The sequence below is a fragment of the Rhodoferax sp. genome (assembly GCF_034519335.1).
In the GTDB taxonomy this organism is placed as follows: Bacteria; Pseudomonadota; Gammaproteobacteria; order Burkholderiales; family Burkholderiaceae_C; genus Allorhodoferax.
In genome coordinates, this window is sequence record NZ_JAXHOL010000033.1 from 1 (window position 1) to 18,368 (window position 18,368).

Sequence of the window (18,368 nt, forward strand, 5' to 3'; positions counted from 1 at the left end):
TGACTGCGCTGTCCCTGCCCACCGGCGTCAGTGTTTTTGAGCGCGGCTGGCTCTCCAGCAACAACATCCTCATCCAGGGTGCAGGTGGCACGGCGCTTATCGACAGCGGGTACTGCACGCATGCCGACCAGACGCTGGCGCTGCTGGATTCCGCCTTGCAGGGCCGCCCACTGGACCTGCTGCTCAACACCCATTTGCACAGCGACCACTGCGGGGGCAATGCCGCGCTCCAGGCGCGTTATCCGGCGCTACAAACGCATATTCCGCCTGCCCATGCCGACTATGTGCGCGTGTGGGACGCCCATGCCCTGAGCTACACGCCCACGGGCCAGCAATGCCCGCGCTTTCATCTGGACGCCACGCTGCGACCCGGCACCGAGATACAGCTGGGTGACTTGCAATGGCAGGTGCACGCAGCGCCCGGGCACGACCCGCATTCGGTCATCCTGTTTGAGCCGCATAGTCGCGCACTGGTCTCGGCAGATGCCTTGTGGGAAAAGGGCTTTGGCGTGGTCTTCCCCGAGCTGGACGGCGACGACGCGTTTGACGAGGTGGCCGCCACGCTGGACCTGATTGAGCGCCTGAACCCCGCCACCGTCATCCCTGGCCATGGCGCGCCGTTTACCGATGCTGCGCAGGCCATTGCCTATGCACGCCAGCGTTTGAATGGTTTTGTCCAAAACCCTGCCAAGCACCTGCAGTACGCGGCCAAGGTGTTGCTCAAGTTCAAGCTGCTGGAAGCCCAACGCCTGGAGTTGGACGCGCTACTGGGCTGGGCCCGCGGCACGCCCTACTTTGCGACCATGCTGTCCACACACTTTGACGGGCAGACCTTTGAAGCTGCCGCCCGCCAGCTGGTGCAGGACCTTGTGCGCTCGGGGGCTGCAAGGGTGCAAGACAGCGTGGTGTACAACATCGGGTGAACCACATTCTGGAGGACATGCCGATGCGAAGCCGATTGTTCTGCCTGATCGCTCTGCTGATGTGCGGGGCGGGTGCCCGGGCCCAGGCAGTGGAGTGGATAGACACCCACTTTCACTTCACCATGGACAATGCCTCCAGCACGGCCGAGCTGGTAGCCAAAGCCCGGACCCTGATGCAGGCGGAAAACATGCGCATGATGGTGGTGTCCTCGCAACCTCGGCCCAACATTGCTGGGGCTGATTTTTTGGCGGTGCAAGCCCAGTTGGCGGCGGAAGGCAAGCGGTTTGCCGTGATGGCGGGCGGTAATTCGCTGAATCCGTTGATGCACCAGATCCACGATGGCAAAGTCCCCCCGGAAAAAGTGGCCGCCTTCCGGGCTCTGGCAGAGCAGTCCGCACAGAGTGGGGTCAAGGGCTTTGGTGAAATTGCGCTGCACCATTTGTCGCTGAACGATTTGCACGCCTACGAGGCCATCCCCGCCGACGACGGTTTGGTCAAAACCCTGGTGGATGTGGTGGCCCAATACGACTTGGTGCTGGACGTGCATTTCGACCCGGTCCTGGCCAAAATGGCCAAGCCTGCGGAGCTGACCTCGCCCAACAACCCAGCAGAGTTTGAGCCCAATTTCGAAGCCTTTGAGCGCCTTGTGGCCTACAACCGCAAGGCCCGGATCGTTTGGGCCCATGCAGGTGGCAACGATATGTTGGGCAACTTTACCCCGCGGCTTGCCGCCGCCATGCTGGAGCGACATCCGAATCTGTACATGAGTCTGCGTCCGCGTGGCATGCAAGCCGGTGTGATGTTGCAAGGCCGAGGCAAGCTCAATCCGGAGTGGATGGCGGTGGTGCAGAAATATCCCGATCGCTTCGTGATGGGCAGTGACAGTTTTCTCGTGGCCGATCAGGCTCAGGGTGGCCCCGCCGCGCGCATTTTTGCAGAGCGCTCTGCCACGCAGCGCCAGGGCATTCTGATGGTGTTGGCAGCTTTGCCGCCCGACGTGGCGCGCCAAGTGGCGTTTGAAAACGCGGTGCGGATTTACAAACTTGAACCCTGAGGACTCTTTTTACATGCCCATTACCAAAGGATTCCGCGCACTGGTCGACGAAGCCATGGCGCAAGTCACCACCTACAGCGTGGCCGAGGTGCAATTCCGCCTGCAGGACCCGTCTGTGCAGATTGTGGATATCCGTGACATCCGCGAGCTGAACGACGGTACCGTGCTTGGCGCCTTTCATGCGCCGCGCGGCATGCTGGAGTTCTGGGTGGACCCAGCGTCGCCGTACCACAAGCCCTTGTTTGCGGATGAGTCCAAAGAGTTCATCTTGTTCTGCGGAGCTGGCTGGCGCAGTGCGCTGGCTGCCAAGGCTTTGCAGGTTATGGGCATGACCAATGTGGCCCATATCGATGGAGGCTGGGGCGAATGGGTGAAAGCCGGTGCGCCCACCGAAACCCTGGAAGCCCAAAAGGCGCGTCGCCAAGCCAAGGGCTGACGCTGCCAAAAGCCAAGGCATGATCGAGGGCATGAAGCCCTTTGTGATGACCGACGCCTGCCCCTGCGGCAGGCTGCACCAGAAGAAGCTCCTTGCCTATGGCGCCTGCTGCGGCCGCTGGCTGGAGACCGATGCTCCCGCACCCGATGCTGAAAGCCTGATGCGCAGCCGCTACTGCGCGTTTGTCTTGGACCGCGAAACCTATCTCCTCAAGACCTGGCACCCCAGCCAGCGGCCCGCGAACGTGGCGTTTGAGCCCGGCGTCAAATGGCTGGGGCTGGAGGTGCGCAGTCACACCGTGCAAGACGCTACCCATGCGCAGGTGGAATTCGTCGCGCGCCAGAAGCCCGCGGTAGGCGCTGCGGTGCGGCTGCATGAGCGCAGCCGCTTCGTCCTCGACAATGGCGCCTGGTTGTATGTAGATGGAGATGCCCTGTGAAGTTTGAAGCCGTGTTGTTTGACTGTGATGGTGTGCTGGTGGACAGCGAACCCATCACCAACGGCGTATTGCGCGACATGCTGGCCGAGCAGGGCTGGTGCCTGAGCGTGCAGGAATGCATGGATATTTTTGTGGGCAAGGCCGTGATCGATGAGCGCAGCCGCATAGAGGCCGAGACCGGCAAACCGCTCACGCCCGAATGGATGGCCGAATTCCGGGCCCGGCGCAATGCCGCGCTGGATGCGCAGGTGCTCGCCATTGCCGGTGCGGTGCCCGCAGTGGCGGCGGTGCACGCCGGTCTCCAGGGCCGTATCGCTTGTGCCTCGGGGGCGGACCGCATCAAGGTGGAGATGCAGCTGCAGAAGGTCGGCCTGTGGCCCTACTTTGACGGGCGCGTTTTCAGCGGCCACGAGATGCCGCGCTCCAAGCCTGCGCCGGATGTGTACCTTGCGGCAGCTGCCGCCTTGGGCGCCAACCCGGCGCGCTGCGCCGTGGTGGAAGACACCGTGACCGGGGTGACGGCTGGCGTGGCCGCCGGTGCTACGGTGTTTGCCTATGCCCCCAGCGGACAGGGCGACGTGCTGCTGCGGGCCGGAGCGGTCCTGGTCTTCGCGTCGATGGCTGAGTTGCCGGCAAGGCTGGGCCTATGAGGGCTGGCGCTGTGCGCTGCGGCCTGCTTCTGCTCGTGGCCGCCTTTCTGGTGGGGTGTTCTACGGTCAGGCCTTGGATCAATCAACCGAACAAGGAGCTGACCCCTGCGATTGCGCCGGTGGACGGGGACGAGCGCGACCCAAGTATCTTGATGGCCGTCATATTTTCCGGTGGTGGCGCGCGGGCGGCGGCATTCGGATACGGCGTCTTGGAAGAGCTGCAGGCCAGCCGGTTTATGTGGAACGGGCAAGAGCGCAACTTGCTGCAGAAAGTTGATTTGGTCGGCGGGGTATCTGGGGGCAGCATCATGGCAGCCTACCTCGCGACCTATGGTGAGAAAGGACTGGGCCGCTTTGAACATGAATACCTGCGGCGAGACTTCCAAGATAGCCTGCTGAACTACGCGCTGCGCCCGGGCAACCTCGTGTCTTTGACCTCACCTTGGTTCGGGCGCTCGCACTTGTTGGCTGAGCGGCTCGATGCGCTCTACCAATCGGCAACGTTCGGGGATCTGGCGCGACGGCCCGGGCATCCTGAGCTGCTGATCACGGCGACCGACATGTCCTTGGGCACCGGGTTTGACTTCAGCAAATCACAGTTTGACCTGATTTGTTCGAAGCTGGAGGACGTTCCGGTTTCTTTCGCCGTGGCGGCCTCGTCCGCGGTGCCCCTGTTGCTCAGCCCTGTGACTTTGCGCAATTTTGCGGGCGAATGCCCGCCCCCTGCGCAACAGGGTGACGCATGGGATGACTATCGCACCCGTCTGTACCGGGACCAGGCGCGCAGCTACCTCGATAGCAAGAACCGCCCCTACATCCATTTGGTGGATGGCGGGCTGTCAGACAACCTGGGCGTTCGTCGCATGCTGGACAGCGCCTTGGCGGATGGCGGGCTTCGCCCGACGCTGCTGCGCACCGGCATTGCGCCTGGCACGATCCGCAAGCTGGTCTTGATTTCGGTGAACTCCGAACGTGATCCGTCGGCCAACATCGACATGAGTGATCGCCTTCCTGGCACCGCAGAGGTTCTGGATACGCTGCTGTTCGGTGCCGGTGCCCGCGCCACCAAGGAGACGCAGGAATTTCTCGCCGATCTGACCCGCCAGTGGAAAAGTGAGCTGGCACAGCGGTACCACGGGGGGCAAGACGTGTTCGCGCCCGACGCCCAAGTGCATGTGATTCAGGTGAACCTGCGCGATGCGCCGGATGTCGTGCAGCGGCGCAAATTGCTGCAAGTGCCCACGGCGCTGAGTATTTCTGACCAGGACGTCACCCAATTGATTGGAGCGGGGCGCACCATACTGAGCGAATCCCCGGAGTTCAAGAACTTGATGCAGGCCTTGAGGCAAGACGCGCCGCGCTGAAGTGCCCCACCTTGAGGGGGCGTCGGCCCATATGCCAGCCAGCCTGCAGCGGTATCAGGGGCGAATGTCGGGCGAGGGCGTTGTTGGCACACCTTGGTCCAGCGCCGCCTGGTGCTGCACCTGCAGCGCGCGCTGGTAGGCGGGGCGGGCCTGCAGGCGCTGCCAGTAGGCGGAGATGGCAGGTGGAAACTGGGCGGACAAGCCCAGATGCTGCGCCAGCAGCAGCGCGTAGCCCACGGCCACATCGGCGGCGGTGAAGCGGCCGGCACACAAGTATTCTGCGTTCTGCAGTGCCGCGTCCACCGCCCGCAGGCGCGCCAGAAACCAGCGCGCGTAGTCCGCAGCCACCTGGGGCTGCAGACGGTCTGGGGGCTCGAAGTGGGTGTAGCGTAGCACCAGGGTCTGCGGAAAGGTGAGCGTGGCGTCGCTCATGTGCAGCCAGTTCAGGTAGGCACCGTAGGCCGGGTCGTCCGATGGCACATCGAATGCACCAGCGCCGTGTCGCGCGGCCAGGTACTGGCAGATGGCGGCGGACTCGGTCATGCGCGTGGCGCCGTCCACCAGCAGCGGCACCGTGCCCAGCGGGTTTTCTTCCAGGTAGTGGCGCGCCAGGGCGCGCGGCGGAAAGGGCAGCATGCGCAGTTCGCAGGGCAAGCCCAGTTCTTCCAGCATCCACAGGGGGCGAAAGGATCGTGCGCTGACGCAGTGGTAGAGAACCATCATGGCAATCAGTGTAGGCCGCGGCCGGGTGCGGCGTGTGCCACGTCGGGGCACAAATCACGCCAACTGCGTCAGTCCTGGGGCGTGGCTTGGCGGCGGAATTCGGCTGGCGACTGGCCGGTCCAGCCCTTGAAGGCGCGCATAAAGCTTTTCTCGTTCTGAAAGCCCGCCGCCTCCGCCACCTGCTTGATAGGGCGGCGCGTGCGCAGCAGCAGCTCGGTGGCGCGACTTTGGCGCACTTCATCCTTCAGGGCCTGCAGCGTGGCCCCTTCCTCTTTCAGCTGGCGGTGCAGGGTGCGCGGCGACAGGTGCAGCAGCGCTGCCAGCGCCTCGGCGCCATGCGTGTCCTGCTGCTGGGTGGCCAGCAGCTGGCGCACGCGCTGCACCAGCAGGCGGTCGCGCCGGTACTGCAGCACGGTCAGCGGCAGGGCGTGCTGCAGCATCTGCTGCAGCGCTTTTTCATCGCGGCGCAATGGCAGCTGCAGGTACTGCGCATCAAAACTGATAGCAGCCTGCGTTTGATCGAAGCGGGTCGGGCCCGAAAACAGCACTTGGTAAGCCTCCGCGTGCGGCGGGGGAGCAAACGGAAACTGCGCTTGCAGGAGCGGAATGCGCGAGTCCACCAGCCAGCAGGCTAGGCCCAGGATGTTGCGCAGCACCGAGACCAGGCAAAACTCGCGCAGCGCGCCCCCCTCGCCTAATTCGCGGTTCTCGGCAATGGTGATGCTGGCGGTGCTGCCGCTGGTCTGCAGGGTGAGGGTGATGTCGTCGGCAATGAGGCCGTGGTGGCGGCACCAGCGCTGCACGGCCAGCGCCAGTGTGGGCGCACTGATGGAGGCACGCGCCAGCATGCCGTAGCTGCCCCAGGGCAGGCGGCGGTGGAACCAGCCCAGCGCCTCGTCGTCCAGCTCACGCATCGCAGCTTCCGAGATACGTTCCATCTGCCAGGCGGTAATGCGGGCGCTTTGGTCTCGCAGCTGCGCTGGCGCAATCTGTGCCTGGGCCAGTGCCTGCGTCGGGTGCTGCCCGTAGCGCGCATAGGCCGCCACAATGGCTTGGACAAAGGCCATGGGCGTGGCAGCGATGGGGGCGTGGGCGGGCATACTTGCAGTGTGCCAAAAAATGCGGCGTGTGTGGCAGGATTTGCAACCTCGGCAGCGCTGGTGCCCACGGGCTACAGGCGGACAATGCCGCTTGACTGTCCAACCCCTGACCGGATGCGCCCATGACGATTCTGGAAACCCAGCTCAACCCCCGATCTGCCGACTTTGCGGCCAACGCCAGCGCTATGCGCGCCCTGGTGGCCGATTTGCAGGCCCAGGTGGCCCGTGTGGCCCAAGGCGGTGGCGAGGCCGCCCGCGCCAAGCACACCGCTCGCGGCAAGCTGCTGCCGCGCGACCGCGTGGCCATGCTGCTGGACCCCGGTACGCCGTTTCTGGAGCTGGCCCCGCTGGCTGCGCTCAACGTCTACGACAACGCCGCCCCGGGCGCCGGCATTGTGGCGGGCCTGGGCCGTGTGAGCGGGGTGGACTGCATGATCGTGTGCAACGACGCCACCGTGAAGGGCGGCACCTACTACCCGCTCACGGTCAAGAAGCACCTGCGCGCACAAGAGATTGCGGCGCAAAACCACCTCACCTGCATCTACCTGGTGGACAGCGGCGGCGCCAACTTGCCCAACCAGGACGAAGTTTTCCCCGACCGCGACCACTTTGGCCGCATCTTCTTCAACCAGGCCAACATGAGTGCGCAGGGCATTGCGCAGATTGCGGTGGTCATGGGTAGCTGCACCGCCGGTGGTGCCTATGTGCCCGCCATGAGCGATGAGACCATCATCGTCAAAAACCAGGGCACCATCTTTTTGGGTGGCCCCCCGCTGGTGAAGGCGGCTACGGGCGAGGTGGTGACGGCCGAAGACCTGGGTGGTGGCGATGTGCACACACGCCTGTCGGGTGTGGCCGACCACTTGGCGCAGAACGACCTGCACGCCATTAGCCTGGCGCGCCAGGCGGTGGCGCATTTGAATAAAAAGAAGCCTCCAGCCCTTGCCACGCTTGCGCCAGTAGCTCCTAAATATGCAGCAGAAGAGCTGTATGGCGTGATCCCCACCGACACGCGCAAGCCTTTCGATGTGCGCGAGATCATTGCACGCATCGTCGATGGCAGCGAATTCCACGAGTTCAAGCCGCGCTATGGCGCCACGCTGGTCACGGGCTTCGCGCATATCGAAGGCATGGCCGTGGGCATCATTGCCAATAACGGCATCCTGTTTTCTGAGTCGGCACTCAAGGGTGCGCATTTCATCGAGCTGTGCTGCCAGCGCAAGATTCCGCTGGTCTTTCTGCAGAACATCACTGGCTTCATGGTCGGCCGCAAGTACGAGAACGAAGGCATTGCCCGCAACGGCGCCAAGATGGTGACGGCCGTGGCCACCGCGAATGTTCCCAAGTTCACCATCATCATCGGCGGCAGCTTTGGCGCGGGCAACTACGGCATGTGCGGACGTGCGTACAGCCCCCGCTTCCTGTGGATGTGGCCCAACGCGCGCATCAGTGTCATGGGTGGCGAGCAGGCCGCCAGCGTGCTGGCCACCGTCAAGCGCGATGGCATTGAGGGCAAAGGCGGGCAGTGGAGCATGGAAGAGGAAGAAGCCTTCAAAGCCCCCATCCGCCAGCAGTACGAAGAGCAGGGCCACCCCTACTACGCCACGGCCCGCCTGTGGGACGACGGCATCATCGTCCCCGCCGACACGCGCCGGGTGCTGGCGCTGGGACTGAGTGCAGCTCTCAACGCCCCCATTGAAGACACCAAGTTCGGCGTCTTCCGCATGTAAGGGGCAGGCCATGACCGCACTGACCCTGACCCACACCGGCGCACTGCTCACGATCACGCTGAGCCGCCCCGAGGTGCGCAACGCCTTCAATGACGAGGTGATTGCCGAGATCACCCAGGCCTTCCAGACCGCCGCGGCCAGCGCCGAAGTGCGTGCCGTGGTACTGGCCGCCGAGGGCCCGGCCTTCTGCGCGGGCGCCGACCTGCACTGGATGCACCGCATGGCCGACTACACGCGTGCCGAGAATCTGCTTGATGCCGCCAAGCTGGCCGAGATGCTGCGCGTGATGTATGCCTGCCCCAAGCCCACCATCGCCCGCATCCAGGGTGATGTGGTGGCCGGTGGCATGGGCCTGGTGGCCGCGTGTGACATGGCGGTGGCCGTGGACACCGCGGGCTTTTGCCTGAGCGAAGTGAAGCTGGGCTTGATCCCGGCCACCATCAGCCCCTACGTCATCCGCGCCATGGGCGCACGCGCCGCGCATCGCTACTTTTTGACGGCCGAGCGCTTCAGCGCGCAGGAGGCGCACCGCATCGGCTTTGTGCATGAGGTGGTGCCCGCCGAGCAGCTGGACGCGAAGGTGGCCGAGCTGGTGAAGGCGCTGGTTAATGCTCAGCCCGAACGCCGTGCGCAGCTGCAAAGAGCTGGTGCAGACCGTGGCGGAGCGCGAGATCGACGGCGCCTTGATCGCCCAGACGGTGGAAGGCATTGCCGACATACGCAGCAGCACCGAAGGACGGGAGGGCGTGCAGTCCTTTTTGCAAAAGCGCAAGCCGAACTGGCTGGTCTGAATTTCCGAGGAAAACACTATGTTCACCAAAATCCTGATCGCCAACCGCAGTGAAATTGCCTGCCGTGTGGCCGCCACGGCTGCGCGACTAGCTATCAAAACCGTAGCGGTGTACTCGGATGCCGATGCCCGCGCCAAGCACGTGGCTGCGTGTGACGAAGCCGTGCACATCGGCGGCAGCGCGCCCAAGGACAGCTACCTGCGCTGGGAACGCATCATCGAGGCCGCCAAGGCCACGGGGGCGCAAGCCATCCACCCCGGCTACGGCTTCCTGAGCGAAAACGAAGACTTTGCCAAGGCCTGCGCCGCAGCAGGTCTGGTCTTCATCGGCCCGCCTGCGTCCGCCATCCAGGCCATGGGCCTGAAGGCCGAATCCAAGCAGCTGATGGAAAAGGCCGGCGTGCCGCTGGTGCCCGGTTACCACGGTGCTGACCAGGATCCTGCGCTGTTGCAGCGCGAAGCCGACCGCATTGGCTACCCCGTGCTCATCAAGGCCAGCGCGGGCGGTGGTGGCAAGGGCATGCGTGCGGTGGACAAGGCGGAGGACTTTGCCGCCGCGCTGGCCAGTTGCAAGCGCGAGGCCATCAACAGCTTCGGCGATGACGCGGTGCTGGTGGAAAAATACGTGCAGCGCCCGCGCCATATCGAGATTCAGGTGTTTGGCGACACGCAGGGCAACTACGTCTACCTGTTTGAGCGCGACTGCTCGGTGCAGCGCCGCCACCAGAAGGTGCTGGAGGAGGCGCCCGCGCCCGGAATGACCCCTGAGCTGCGCGCGCGCATGGGTGCTGCGGCCGTGGAAGCCGCGCGCGCAGTGAACTATGTGGGTGCTGGTACGGTGGAGTTCATCGTGGAGCAGCCCCAGGGTTACGCGCACCCCGAAGCCATGAAGTTTTACTTTATGGAGATGAACACGCGCCTGCAGGTGGAGCACCCGGTGACCGAGGCCATTACCGGGCTGGACTTGGTGGAGTGGCAGTTACGTGTGGCCAGCGGTGAGCCGCTGCCGCTGCAACAAGACCAGCTGCAGATTCACGGCCATGCCATTGAGGCGCGCATCTGCGCCGAGAACCCGGACAACAACTTCCTGCCTGCCACCGGCACGCTGCAGGTCTATGGCCTGCCCACGCATGCCACGTTTGAGCGCGCTCCGGACGCTGTGCGTGTGGACTCTGGCGTGCGCCAGGGTGACACCATCAGTCCTTTCTACGACTCCATGGTGGCCAAGCTCATCGTGCACGGTGCCACGCGTGCAGAAGCCTTGGCACGCTTGGACGCCGCGCTGGCGCAGACCTACATCGTGGGGCTGGCGACCAACGTGCAGTTTCTGCGCCATGTGACCACCAGCGCATCGTTTGCCAACGCCGAGCTGGACACGGCACTGATCCCCCGCGAGGCGGCGGCGCTCTTTCAACAAGACAAGGTGGGCCTGCCCCTGGCCGCTGCGGCCTTGGTAGCGCACACCCTGCAGGCCGAGCAGGCGCAGGGCGCCGCGGTGGACGCCAGCGGCTGGCGCGACCCTTGGGCGCAGCGCGATGGCTGGCGCTCGCACGGCGTCTCCACACGCAGCTTTGCGCTGGAGTACGCGGGTGCGGCGCACACGGTGGTGCTGACCACCCAGCGCGACGGACAGACGCTGACGGTGGGCGGCGATACCCAAACGCTGGCGTGGGCCGAAGCGGCCGGTGGTACGTTGGACTTGCAGCTGGGCAGCCAGCGTGTGCAGGCCCATATCCATAAAAATGGCGATGTAGCCCACGTATTCACTGCGCAAGGCGCTACACAAATCGTAGCAATTGACGCGCTGGCGCATGCCGGCGACACGCACGCTGAAGGCGGGCGCCTGACCGCGCCCATGCCGGGCAAGGTGGTGTCCTTCGCGGTGAAGGCGGGCGACGCGGTGACCAAGGGCCAGGCGCTGGCGGTGATGGAGGCTATGAAGATGGAGCACACCATTGCCGCACCGGCCGATGGCACGGTGGCCGAGCTGTTGTTTGCGCCGGGCGATCAGGTGAGCGAAGGGGCGGAGCTGCTGCGCTTGGCCACGGCCTGAGCCGGGGAGGGCAGAGGGGCTTTGCAAAGCGGCGAAAATCCGTCCATGTCTTCTCTGCGCATTACCTATTACTCGGCCGACATGGACGCGGCCTCCTGGATTCCCGGCCTGCAGGCCGCATTGCCCGGCGCCACGGTCACCCTGTGGGAGCCCGGTGCCCCGCAAGCGGATTACGCGGTGGTCTGGAAGCCGCCCCAGCAGATGCTGGACGAACAGATCAGCCTGAAGGCCATTTTCAACACCGGCGCCGGGGTGGATGCGCTGATGCAGCTGCGCCTGCCGGCGGGTGTGCCCGTCATCCGGCTGGACGACGCGGGCATGTCGGTACAGATGGCCGAGTACGTGTGCCACGCCGTCATCCGCCATTTCCGTGAGCTCGATGGCTACGAAAGTGACATGGCCATGGGCAAGTGGTCCTTCCGCAAGCCGCGCAGCCGGGTGGACTATCCCGTAGGTGTGCTGGGGTTGGGCGTGCTGGGCGAACGTGTGGCCAAGGCCGTGGCGCAGTTTGACTTCCCGGTGAACGGCTGGAGCCAGTCACCCAAATCCATCGCCGGCGTGCAATCCTTCCATGGCGCAGCGCAACTGGACACCTTTTTGGCGGCCAGCCGCATCGTGGTCTGCCTGCTGCCGCTTACCCCCGACACCGAGAACATCCTCAACGCCCAGCGCTTGGCCCAGATTCGCCCCGGTGGCTACGTGATCAACGTGGCGCGCGGCGCCCATGTGGTGGACGCGGACCTGCTGGCAGCCATTGATGGCGGCCACCTGGCGGGTGCCACACTCGATGTGTTCCGCGTCGAGCCGCTGCCGCAGGGTCACCCCTTCTGGAACCACCCCAAAATCACCATCACCCCCCACACCTCCGCCCGCACCCTGCGCAGCGAAAGCATTGCGCAAATCGCCCGCAAGATTGCCGCGCTGCAAGTGGGCGAAGCCGTGGCGGGCCGCGTGGATGCGGTGCGCGGCTACTAAATAGAGAGACTGACCATGTCCATCCCCTCCAAAGTCACCATCATCGACGTGGGCCCGCGTGACGGCCTGCAGAACGAGAAAGAGCCCGTGCCCGCCGCCGTGAAAGTGGAGCTGGTGCACCGCCTGCAGGACGCGGGCCTGAAAGAGATTGAGGTCACCAGCTTTGTGTCGCCCAAATGGGTGCCGCAGATGGCGGACAACGCCGAGGTGATGGCCGGCATCCAGCGCAAGCAGGGTGTGCGCTACTCGGTGCTCACGCCCAACATGAAGGGCTATGAGGCCGCGGTACTGTCCAAGCCTGACGAGATTGTGGTCTTCGGCGCAGCCAGCGAGGCCTTCAGCCAGAAGAACATCAACTGCTCGATCGAGGAAAGCATTGAACGCTTCCGCCCCGTGACCGAGGCGGCCAAGGCGGCCGGCATTGCGGTGCGCGGCGCCATCTCGTGTGCCGTAGGCTGCCCCTACGAGGGCGAGATTGCGCCCGAGCGAGTGGCGTTGGTGGCGCGGCTGATGAAAGACATTGGCGTGGAGCATGTGGGCGTTGCCGACACGATTGGCGTGGGCACGCCGCTCAAGGTGCAACGCGCGATGGACGCGACGCTGCAGTACTACAGCGTCGACCACGTATCCGGGCACTTCCACGATACCTACGGCATGGCGCTGGCCAACACGCTGGCCTGCCTGGAGATGGGTATCTGGCATTACGACACCTCGTCCGCTGGCCTGGGTGGCTGCCCTTATGCCAAGGGAGCGACCGGCAATGTGGCCACCGAAGATGTGGTCTACCTGCTGCACGGCATGGGCATTGAGACGGGCATTGACCTGGACAAGCTCATCGACGCGGGCAAGTTCATCAGCGACTTCCTGCAGCGCAAACCGCACTCGCGCGCGGCCAACGCGCTGCTCACCAAGCGAGCTGGGATATGAGCGCTGCCGGGCCGACCCAAGGCGCGAGGGCCCTCTTGGGGGGCAGCGCAGTACACGCAGTGACAAGCGTGGGGGTTTTGTTTTGATGTGTGGAGCTGAATTGACTGAATTACCCGAAGGCGTGCAGCGTGTCGCTGCCGAATTGCAAGCAAAAAATCACCCTCACAGCCCGGTGATGCTGGACGGCGCCGCGCGCACCGCGCAGCAGGCGGCGGATGCGCTGGGCGTGGCCGTGGGCCAGATTGCCAAGAGCATCATCTTCAAGCGCATCGAGGACGATGTGGCCGTGCTGGTCGTCACCTCGGGTGACCGCCGTGTGGACGAGGCCAAAGTGGCGGCACTGGTGGGGCCGCTGGGCCGGGCCAATGCGGCCTTCGTGAAAGAGCGCACCGGGTTCAGCATTGGTGGCGTGAGTCCGGTGGCGCATGCCATGCCTGGTGTCACGCTGATTGACCGTGAGCTGTTCCGTTTTGATGAGGTGTGGGCTGCTGCCGGACATCCGCATGGCGTGTTCCAGCTGCACCCCGAGCACCTGGTGGCGCTGACGGGCGCACCGGTGGCCGATGTGGTGGAAGTGCCTGAGGACGAAAACGTGCTCGATGCGCTGGCGCGCGAAAATGCTATTAAAACGCTAGCTGCTCGCGCACTATCCATAAGCTCTATGGCCGAAAACGTGCCTAGTCCTTGTGTGAATGTGTGCCGTATGGATACGGGCAGTGGCCTGTGCGAAGGCTGTTTTCGCACCATCGATGAGATTCGCGAATGGGGCCGTAGCGACGACGCAGCCAAAAAGGTGATGTGGACCCACATCACCGAGCGCCTGCGGCAGACCCACCCCAGCGCATTTGCCTGACTCCGTTGCCTCACCAAAGCCCCCCCATGAAGCAAATCACGTTTTATCTGGACTTTATCTCGCCCTATGCCTACCTGGCATTTGAAGAGCTGCCGCGGGCCTTGCAGGGCCTGAGCTACCACGTGGTCTACAAACCCGTGTTTCTGGGTGGGCTGCTCAAGCACAACGCGGTGCTGGGCCCGGCCGAGGTGCCTCCCAAGCGCGCCTGGATCTACCGCCACGTGCAGTGGCTGGCGCAGCGCCAAAGCATCCCTTTGGATTTTCCGGCCGCCCATCCCTTCAATCCCTTGGGCTTGTTGCGCCTTGCCATCGCCTGTGATGCGCAGGGCCTGCCCAACCGCTATGTGTGTGAAACCTTGTTTCGGCATGTGTGGCAGGGTGGGGCAGATGCGGCGGATACACAGCGCCTGGAGGATCTGACGATGTCCCTGTCACCGGCGCAAGACGCCGCTGGCGCCCCTGTGAAAGCCCAGCTCAAGGCCCATGGTGACGAGGCCATTGCGCTGCAGGTGTTTGGCGCGCCCAGTTTTGCGGTGGATGGCAAAGTGTTTTGGGGGCTTGACGCTTTGCCAATGTTGCGTTCCTATCTCGAAGGGGACGCTTGGTTCGCGACCTTGGATTGGGATGGCATAGCAGCCATCCCCTCAGCCATTGCCTTGCGTAAATAGAACTCACCCGCGGGTTTCAGAACGGGAATAGGCGGAAACAAACAATTGCAACGATAGTCGGGGGTATTGCGCCCAGCAGCAAACTTAAGGGAGAAATTGCACCCTGATGGAAAGTCGACTTCAAAATCGAAGCACCTGCCGGGTTCGGCGCATTTGCAATGATGGTGAGTCCCCCACCGGTGACCGCGCCGGTAAGAAGGGCATACTTAAACTCTGGTGTCAAACCTTCGACCAAAGAACCCAAGTAGGTTAGCGCCGCATTGTCCGTGATTGCGGTTAGTGCGGTTGCTCCGAAATACACGGAGGTTGCATCCATGCTCAGCAACACGGGCTGAAGCCACCACTGCTGCGTGCCTCCAAGGACAACGAGTCCTCCGAGGAAGAATGCAACTAGCAGGCCCTCACGCAAAATTAGTCGCTCTTGAAAAGCTGGATAGGCCGTAGCAACTCCCATGAATAATAAGAACACTGCAATAAAGGCTGCTGGATGGTGCGCAAATATGACAATTGCTACCAAGAATGCCAAATGTAGTGCGATCGCCCAGCCCGGAACACCGGTGTATGGCGACTGAGTGGAGTAGCTCATGCCTTTGAGCTCCTTTGCGAATAGCAAAGTCAGTACTCCGGCGTTGATGAATACTGCGATGGCCGCTTTCCAGCCAACATGAGTGATCATGTAGACGATATCCAAATCCCACTTCGCAGCTACCATCAATACTGGAGGCGCTGCAAAAGGTGTTAGGGTGCCTCCGATAGATATGTTGACAAATAGGACCCCTAGTGCAGCATATTGGAGCCGGCGCGAGGCCTTGGCGAATACGGTGTCTTTCATCAAAAGCGCTGCCAAGGTCATCGCTGCAGGCTCCGTAATAAAGGACCCTAGCAAAGCAGTAGTGTCCGGTTAAAAAGTAAACAAATTCAACTGGTTAGAGCTGATCGGTGTTTCTGGCAATGGGGTGTCGGGCTGCAAGGCGCATGAAATCTGGGTTTTCTCAAAAACCGACACTGACAATATCTGTAGAAATGTGTAGAGCGAGGCATCCAAGTGAAGCTCCTTCTTGACGATGGCAATCAGCACGTAAGTGGACACGGCGCACCAAATTTGTGTCTTGACCGCGTTCTCGCTCGTGCCCAAAAAGCGCTTGATGCGCAAGTGCTGTTTTATCCACTTGAAGAACAGTTCCACCTGCCAACGGTTCTTGTACAGGGCGGCAATCGTCAGCGCCGGCAGACTGGTGTTGTTGGTCAGAAACACCAAGGTCCTGCCGGACTCGGGATCCTTGAATCGGATGCGGCGCAAGTGCTCGGGATAGTCTTGAGCGGTGTAGAACCCGTTCAGAGCAATGGTCTGATCGCAGATCACTCCGGTATCCCGATGGGTGGGTGCCGAATACACCCGACGCGCATCCATACCCCGCTTGGCGCGGGTGACAAAGAAAGCTCCGGCCTGATGCATCTTGTACAGCCGAGCGAAATCCAGGTAGCCCCGATCCATCACGTAAAAGGCACCGGCTTCGATGGGCAGGATGTCCAGCACGTTGACCTCGTGCATCTTGCCGTCGCTGATGTGAATGAAAGCGGGAATAGAGCCACGCAGGTCCAGCAGCGTATGCATCTTCACAGCCGCTTTGGTGGTACGAAATGGGGCCCAGTCGAACAAACTCAGACACAGGTCGATCGTGGTCGCATCCAGCGCGTAGACCGTGGCATCCAGGTCGATGTTCAGGGCGTCTCTGGCATAGAGACTTCTGGCACGTTGGATCAGACGCATCGCCAGCGCGTGGTAGATGCGCCAATCCCGCAGGTTCAGCGCATCGGACAGCGTGGAGCGTGCGGGAACGCCCTTCATGCCCATGTGAAACAGCTTGGTTTGGTTGGCAGCAAGACAGACCTCGATGTCGCGCAGGGATTCGCGCCAGGTCAGTTGCGCAAAGGCCATCACCCGAAACAAGTCGGCGCAACTGAGAGTTCGCACTCCGGCATCGCCCGCGTGGCGATCGATGATGCGACCAAACGTCTTCCATGGCACGTACTCCATGATTTGCGCAAACAGCGTCTTGCCCACGTTCATGCGTCACCCCAGGCTGTTCAAACCCGAGAGCATCGCAAATGTGCCAATTGAAATTCAAATCGTGGACAGCCATGAACCTCTTGAAACCCGCGTTGCTATTGGCTTGCAAGCCGATGGCCATCATTTAAACCGGACACTACTGCTAGCAAAGGAACTATTGCCAGCGCCGTGAAGAAGAATGCCATGGTTCGGTGCATTGGTATCAACCGGATAAATACGAATAGAGGCTCAGTGAAGTTGGATTTCAAGTACTGCAAGGGAGGAGGGGATCCTTCCATGGCCCCATGAGGGCCATGAAAATCTCCCCCCAGTAGTGTCCGGTTAAAAAGTAAACAAATTCAACTGGTTAGAGCTGATCGGTGTTTCTGGCAATGGGGTGTCGGGCTGCAAGGCGCATGAAATCTGGGTTTTCTCAAAAACCGACACTGACAATATCTGTAGAAATGTGTAGAGCGAGGCATCCAAGTGAAGCTCCTTCTTGACGATGGCAATCAGCACGTAAGTGGACACGGCGCACCAAATTTGTGTCTTGACCGCGTTCTCGCTCGTGCCCAAAAAGCGCTTGATGCGCAAGTGCTGTTTTATCCACTTGAAGAACAGTTCCACCTGCCAACGGTTCTTGTACAGGGCGGCAATCGTCAGCGCCGGCAGACTGGTGTTGTTGGTCAGAAACACCAAGGTCCTGCCGGACTCGGGATCCTTGAATCGGATGCGGCGCAAGTGCTCGGGATAGTCTTGAGCGGTGTAGAACCCGTTCAGAGCAATGGTCTGATCGCAGATCACTCCGGTATCCCGATGGGTGGGTGCCGAATACACCCGACGCGCATCCATACCCCGCTTGGCGCGGGTGACAAAGAAAGCTCCGGCCTGATGCATCTTGTACAGCCGAGCGAAATCCAGGTAGCCCCGATCCATCACGTAAAAGGCACCGGCTTCGATGGGCAGGATGTCCAGCACGTTGACCTCGTGCATCTTGCCGTCGCTGATGTGAATGAAAGCGGGAATAGAGCCACGCAGGTCCAGCAGCGTATGCATCTTCACAGCCGCTTTGGTGGTACGAAATGGGGCCCAGTCGAACAAACTCAGACACAGGTCGATCGTGGTCGCATCCAGCGCGTAGACCGTGGCATCCAGGTCGATGTTCAGGGCGTCTCTGGCATAGAGACTTCTGGCACGTTGGATCAGACGCATCGCCAGCGCGTGGTAGATGCGCCAATCCCGCAGGTTCAGCGCATCGGACAGCGTGGAGCGTGCGGGAACGCCCTTCATGCCCATGTGAAACAGCTTGGTTTGGTTGGCAGCAAGACAGACCTCGATGTCGCGCAGGGATTCGCGCCAGGTCAGTTGCGCAAAGGCCATCACCCGAAACAAGTCGGCGCAACTGAGAGTTCGCACTCCGGCATCGCCCGCGTGGCGATCGATGATGCGACCAAACGTCTTCCATGGCACGTACTCCATGATTTGCGCAAACAGCGTCTTGCCCACGTTCATGCGTCACCCCAGGCTGTTCAAACCCGAGAGCATCGCAAATGTGCCAATTGAAATTCAAATCGTGGACAGCCATGAACCTCTTGAAACCCGCGTTGCTATTGGCTTGCAAGCCGATGGCCA

16 protein-coding genes and 2 pseudogenes are annotated in these 18,368 nt (G+C 62.3%); 13 read left to right on the top strand and 5 right to left on the bottom strand.

All coding sequences use genetic code 11. The annotated features are described in order from the left end of the window. Positions 1-8: 8 nt before the first annotated feature. From U5O12_RS14270 to U5O12_RS14295, 6 genes are read left to right on the top strand one after another with little or no spacing between them, the layout of a single operon-like run. A complete protein-coding gene (locus U5O12_RS14270) occupies positions 9-923 on the top strand; it encodes an MBL fold metallo-hydrolase (RefSeq protein WP_322579299.1) in 915 nt (304 codons plus the stop codon). A 23-nt stretch (positions 924-946) separates the two neighbouring features. After that, positions 947-1,978 carry an amidohydrolase family protein gene (locus U5O12_RS14275; RefSeq protein ID WP_322579287.1) on the top strand — a complete coding sequence of 344 codons (1,032 nt, stop codon included), beginning with the start codon at positions 947-949 and terminating at the stop codon, positions 1,976-1,978. Positions 1,979-1,991: 13 nt separating this feature from the next. Continuing rightward, complete coding sequence (locus tag U5O12_RS14280; protein WP_322579288.1) at positions 1,992-2,414, top strand: rhodanese-like domain-containing protein; 423 nt, start codon at positions 1,992-1,994, stop codon at positions 2,412-2,414. Positions 2,415-2,433: 19 nt separating this feature from the next. Then, complete coding sequence (locus U5O12_RS14285; protein ID WP_322579289.1) at positions 2,434-2,853, top strand: YchJ family protein; 420 nt, start codon at positions 2,434-2,436, stop codon at positions 2,851-2,853. Then, positions 2,850-3,503, top strand: coding sequence for an HAD family phosphatase (locus tag U5O12_RS14290; protein ID WP_322579290.1), 654 nt, complete (start codon positions 2,850-2,852; stop codon positions 3,501-3,503). Before U5O12_RS14285 ends, U5O12_RS14290 begins: the two co-directional genes overlap by 4 nt. Next, complete coding sequence (locus tag U5O12_RS14295) at positions 3,500-4,867, top strand: patatin-like phospholipase family protein (RefSeq protein WP_322579291.1); 1,368 nt, start codon at positions 3,500-3,502, stop codon at positions 4,865-4,867. Before U5O12_RS14290 ends, U5O12_RS14295 begins: the two co-directional genes overlap by 4 nt. Before the next feature lie 54 nt (positions 4,868-4,921). Here U5O12_RS14295 and U5O12_RS14300 read toward each other — a convergent pair whose 3' ends face one another. Continuing rightward, the gene (locus U5O12_RS14300) at positions 4,922-5,590 is read right to left on the bottom strand and encodes a glutathione S-transferase family protein (protein WP_322579292.1); all 669 of its coding nucleotides are present in this window, start codon (positions 5,588-5,590) and stop codon (positions 4,922-4,924) included. 68 nt (positions 5,591-5,658) lie between these two features. Continuing rightward, positions 5,659-6,690 (bottom strand): AraC family transcriptional regulator, encoded by a 1,032-nt coding sequence (locus tag U5O12_RS14305; protein ID WP_322579293.1) that lies wholly within the window; start codon positions 6,688-6,690, stop codon positions 5,659-5,661. A gap of 122 nt (positions 6,691-6,812) precedes the next feature. Here U5O12_RS14305 and U5O12_RS14310 point away from each other — a divergent pair, with 122 nt between their 5' ends. From U5O12_RS14310 to U5O12_RS14340, 7 genes and pseudogenes are all read left to right on the top strand, one after another. Then, positions 6,813-8,420, top strand: a complete 1,608-nt coding sequence (locus U5O12_RS14310) for a carboxyl transferase domain-containing protein (RefSeq protein WP_322579294.1) — start codon at positions 6,813-6,815, stop codon at positions 8,418-8,420. Positions 8,421-8,430: 10 nt separating this feature from the next. Next, a pseudogene (locus tag U5O12_RS14315) lies at positions 8,431-9,211 on the top strand (enoyl-CoA hydratase/isomerase family protein). An 18-nt stretch (positions 9,212-9,229) separates the two neighbouring features. Continuing rightward, on the top strand, positions 9,230-11,263 hold the full coding sequence (locus tag U5O12_RS14320; RefSeq protein ID WP_322579295.1) for an acetyl/propionyl/methylcrotonyl-CoA carboxylase subunit alpha: 2,034 nt from the start codon (positions 9,230-9,232) through the stop codon (positions 11,261-11,263). A 45-nt stretch (positions 11,264-11,308) separates the two neighbouring features. Continuing rightward, positions 11,309-12,238: a 2-hydroxyacid dehydrogenase gene (locus tag U5O12_RS14325; protein WP_416221493.1), complete on the top strand. Its 930-nt coding sequence runs from the start codon at positions 11,309-11,311 to the stop codon at positions 12,236-12,238. Between the two features lie 15 nt (positions 12,239-12,253). After that, on the top strand, positions 12,254-13,165 hold the full coding sequence (locus U5O12_RS14330; RefSeq protein ID WP_322579296.1) for a hydroxymethylglutaryl-CoA lyase: 912 nt from the start codon (positions 12,254-12,256) through the stop codon (positions 13,163-13,165). Between the two features lie 100 nt (positions 13,166-13,265). Continuing rightward, entirely contained in the window at positions 13,266-14,018 is a 753-nt protein-coding gene (locus U5O12_RS14335) for a YbaK/EbsC family protein (protein ID WP_322579297.1), read from the top strand. 26 nt (positions 14,019-14,044) lie between these two features. After that, positions 14,045-14,686: a 2-hydroxychromene-2-carboxylate isomerase gene (locus U5O12_RS14340; protein ID WP_322579298.1), complete on the top strand. Its 642-nt coding sequence runs from the start codon at positions 14,045-14,047 to the stop codon at positions 14,684-14,686. 16 nt (positions 14,687-14,702) lie between these two features. Here U5O12_RS14340 and U5O12_RS14345 read toward each other — a convergent pair. The 3 genes and pseudogenes from U5O12_RS14345 to U5O12_RS14355 all read right to left on the bottom strand — a co-directional run. Then, positions 14,703-15,572: pseudogene (locus U5O12_RS14345) on the bottom strand (putative Na+/H+ antiporter); the annotation flags it as partial. Positions 15,573-15,587: 15 nt separating this feature from the next. Beyond that, a complete protein-coding gene (locus U5O12_RS14350; protein ID WP_322576672.1) occupies positions 15,588-16,757 on the bottom strand; it encodes an IS4 family transposase in 1,170 nt (389 codons plus the stop codon). 321 nt (positions 16,758-17,078) lie between these two features. Continuing rightward, positions 17,079-18,248 (bottom strand): IS4 family transposase, encoded by a 1,170-nt coding sequence (locus U5O12_RS14355; RefSeq protein ID WP_322576672.1) that lies wholly within the window; start codon positions 18,246-18,248, stop codon positions 17,079-17,081. Positions 18,249-18,368: the final 120 nt, after the last annotated feature.

Bases quoted from the DNA above. Each gene is read 5' to 3' on its own strand.
- U5O12_RS14340 (WP_322579298.1), top strand. From the start codon at position 14,045: ATGAAGCAAATCACGTTTTATCTGGACTTTATCTCGCCCTATGCCTAC.
- U5O12_RS14355 (WP_322576672.1), bottom strand. From the start codon at position 18,248: ATGAACGTGGGCAAGACGCTGTTTGCGCAAATCATGGAGTACGTGCCA.
- U5O12_RS14305 (WP_322579293.1), bottom strand. From the start codon at position 6,690: ATGCCCGCCCACGCCCCCATCGCTGCCACGCCCATGGCCTTTGTCCAA.
- U5O12_RS14300 (WP_322579292.1), bottom strand. From the start codon at position 5,590: ATGATGGTTCTCTACCACTGCGTCAGCGCACGATCCTTTCGCCCCCTG.
- U5O12_RS14285 (WP_322579289.1), top strand. From the start codon at position 2,434: ATGATCGAGGGCATGAAGCCCTTTGTGATGACCGACGCCTGCCCCTGC.
- U5O12_RS14310 (WP_322579294.1), top strand. From the start codon at position 6,813: ATGACGATTCTGGAAACCCAGCTCAACCCCCGATCTGCCGACTTTGCG.
- U5O12_RS14320 (WP_322579295.1), top strand. From the start codon at position 9,230: ATGTTCACCAAAATCCTGATCGCCAACCGCAGTGAAATTGCCTGCCGT.
- U5O12_RS14275 (WP_322579287.1), top strand. From the start codon at position 947: ATGCGAAGCCGATTGTTCTGCCTGATCGCTCTGCTGATGTGCGGGGCG.
- U5O12_RS14280 (WP_322579288.1), top strand. From the start codon at position 1,992: ATGCCCATTACCAAAGGATTCCGCGCACTGGTCGACGAAGCCATGGCG.
- U5O12_RS14325 (WP_416221493.1), top strand. From the start codon at position 11,309: ATGTCTTCTCTGCGCATTACCTATTACTCGGCCGACATGGACGCGGCC.
- U5O12_RS14330 (WP_322579296.1), top strand. From the start codon at position 12,254: ATGTCCATCCCCTCCAAAGTCACCATCATCGACGTGGGCCCGCGTGAC.
- U5O12_RS14295 (WP_322579291.1), top strand. From the start codon at position 3,500: ATGAGGGCTGGCGCTGTGCGCTGCGGCCTGCTTCTGCTCGTGGCCGCC.
- U5O12_RS14350 (WP_322576672.1), bottom strand. From the start codon at position 16,757: ATGAACGTGGGCAAGACGCTGTTTGCGCAAATCATGGAGTACGTGCCA.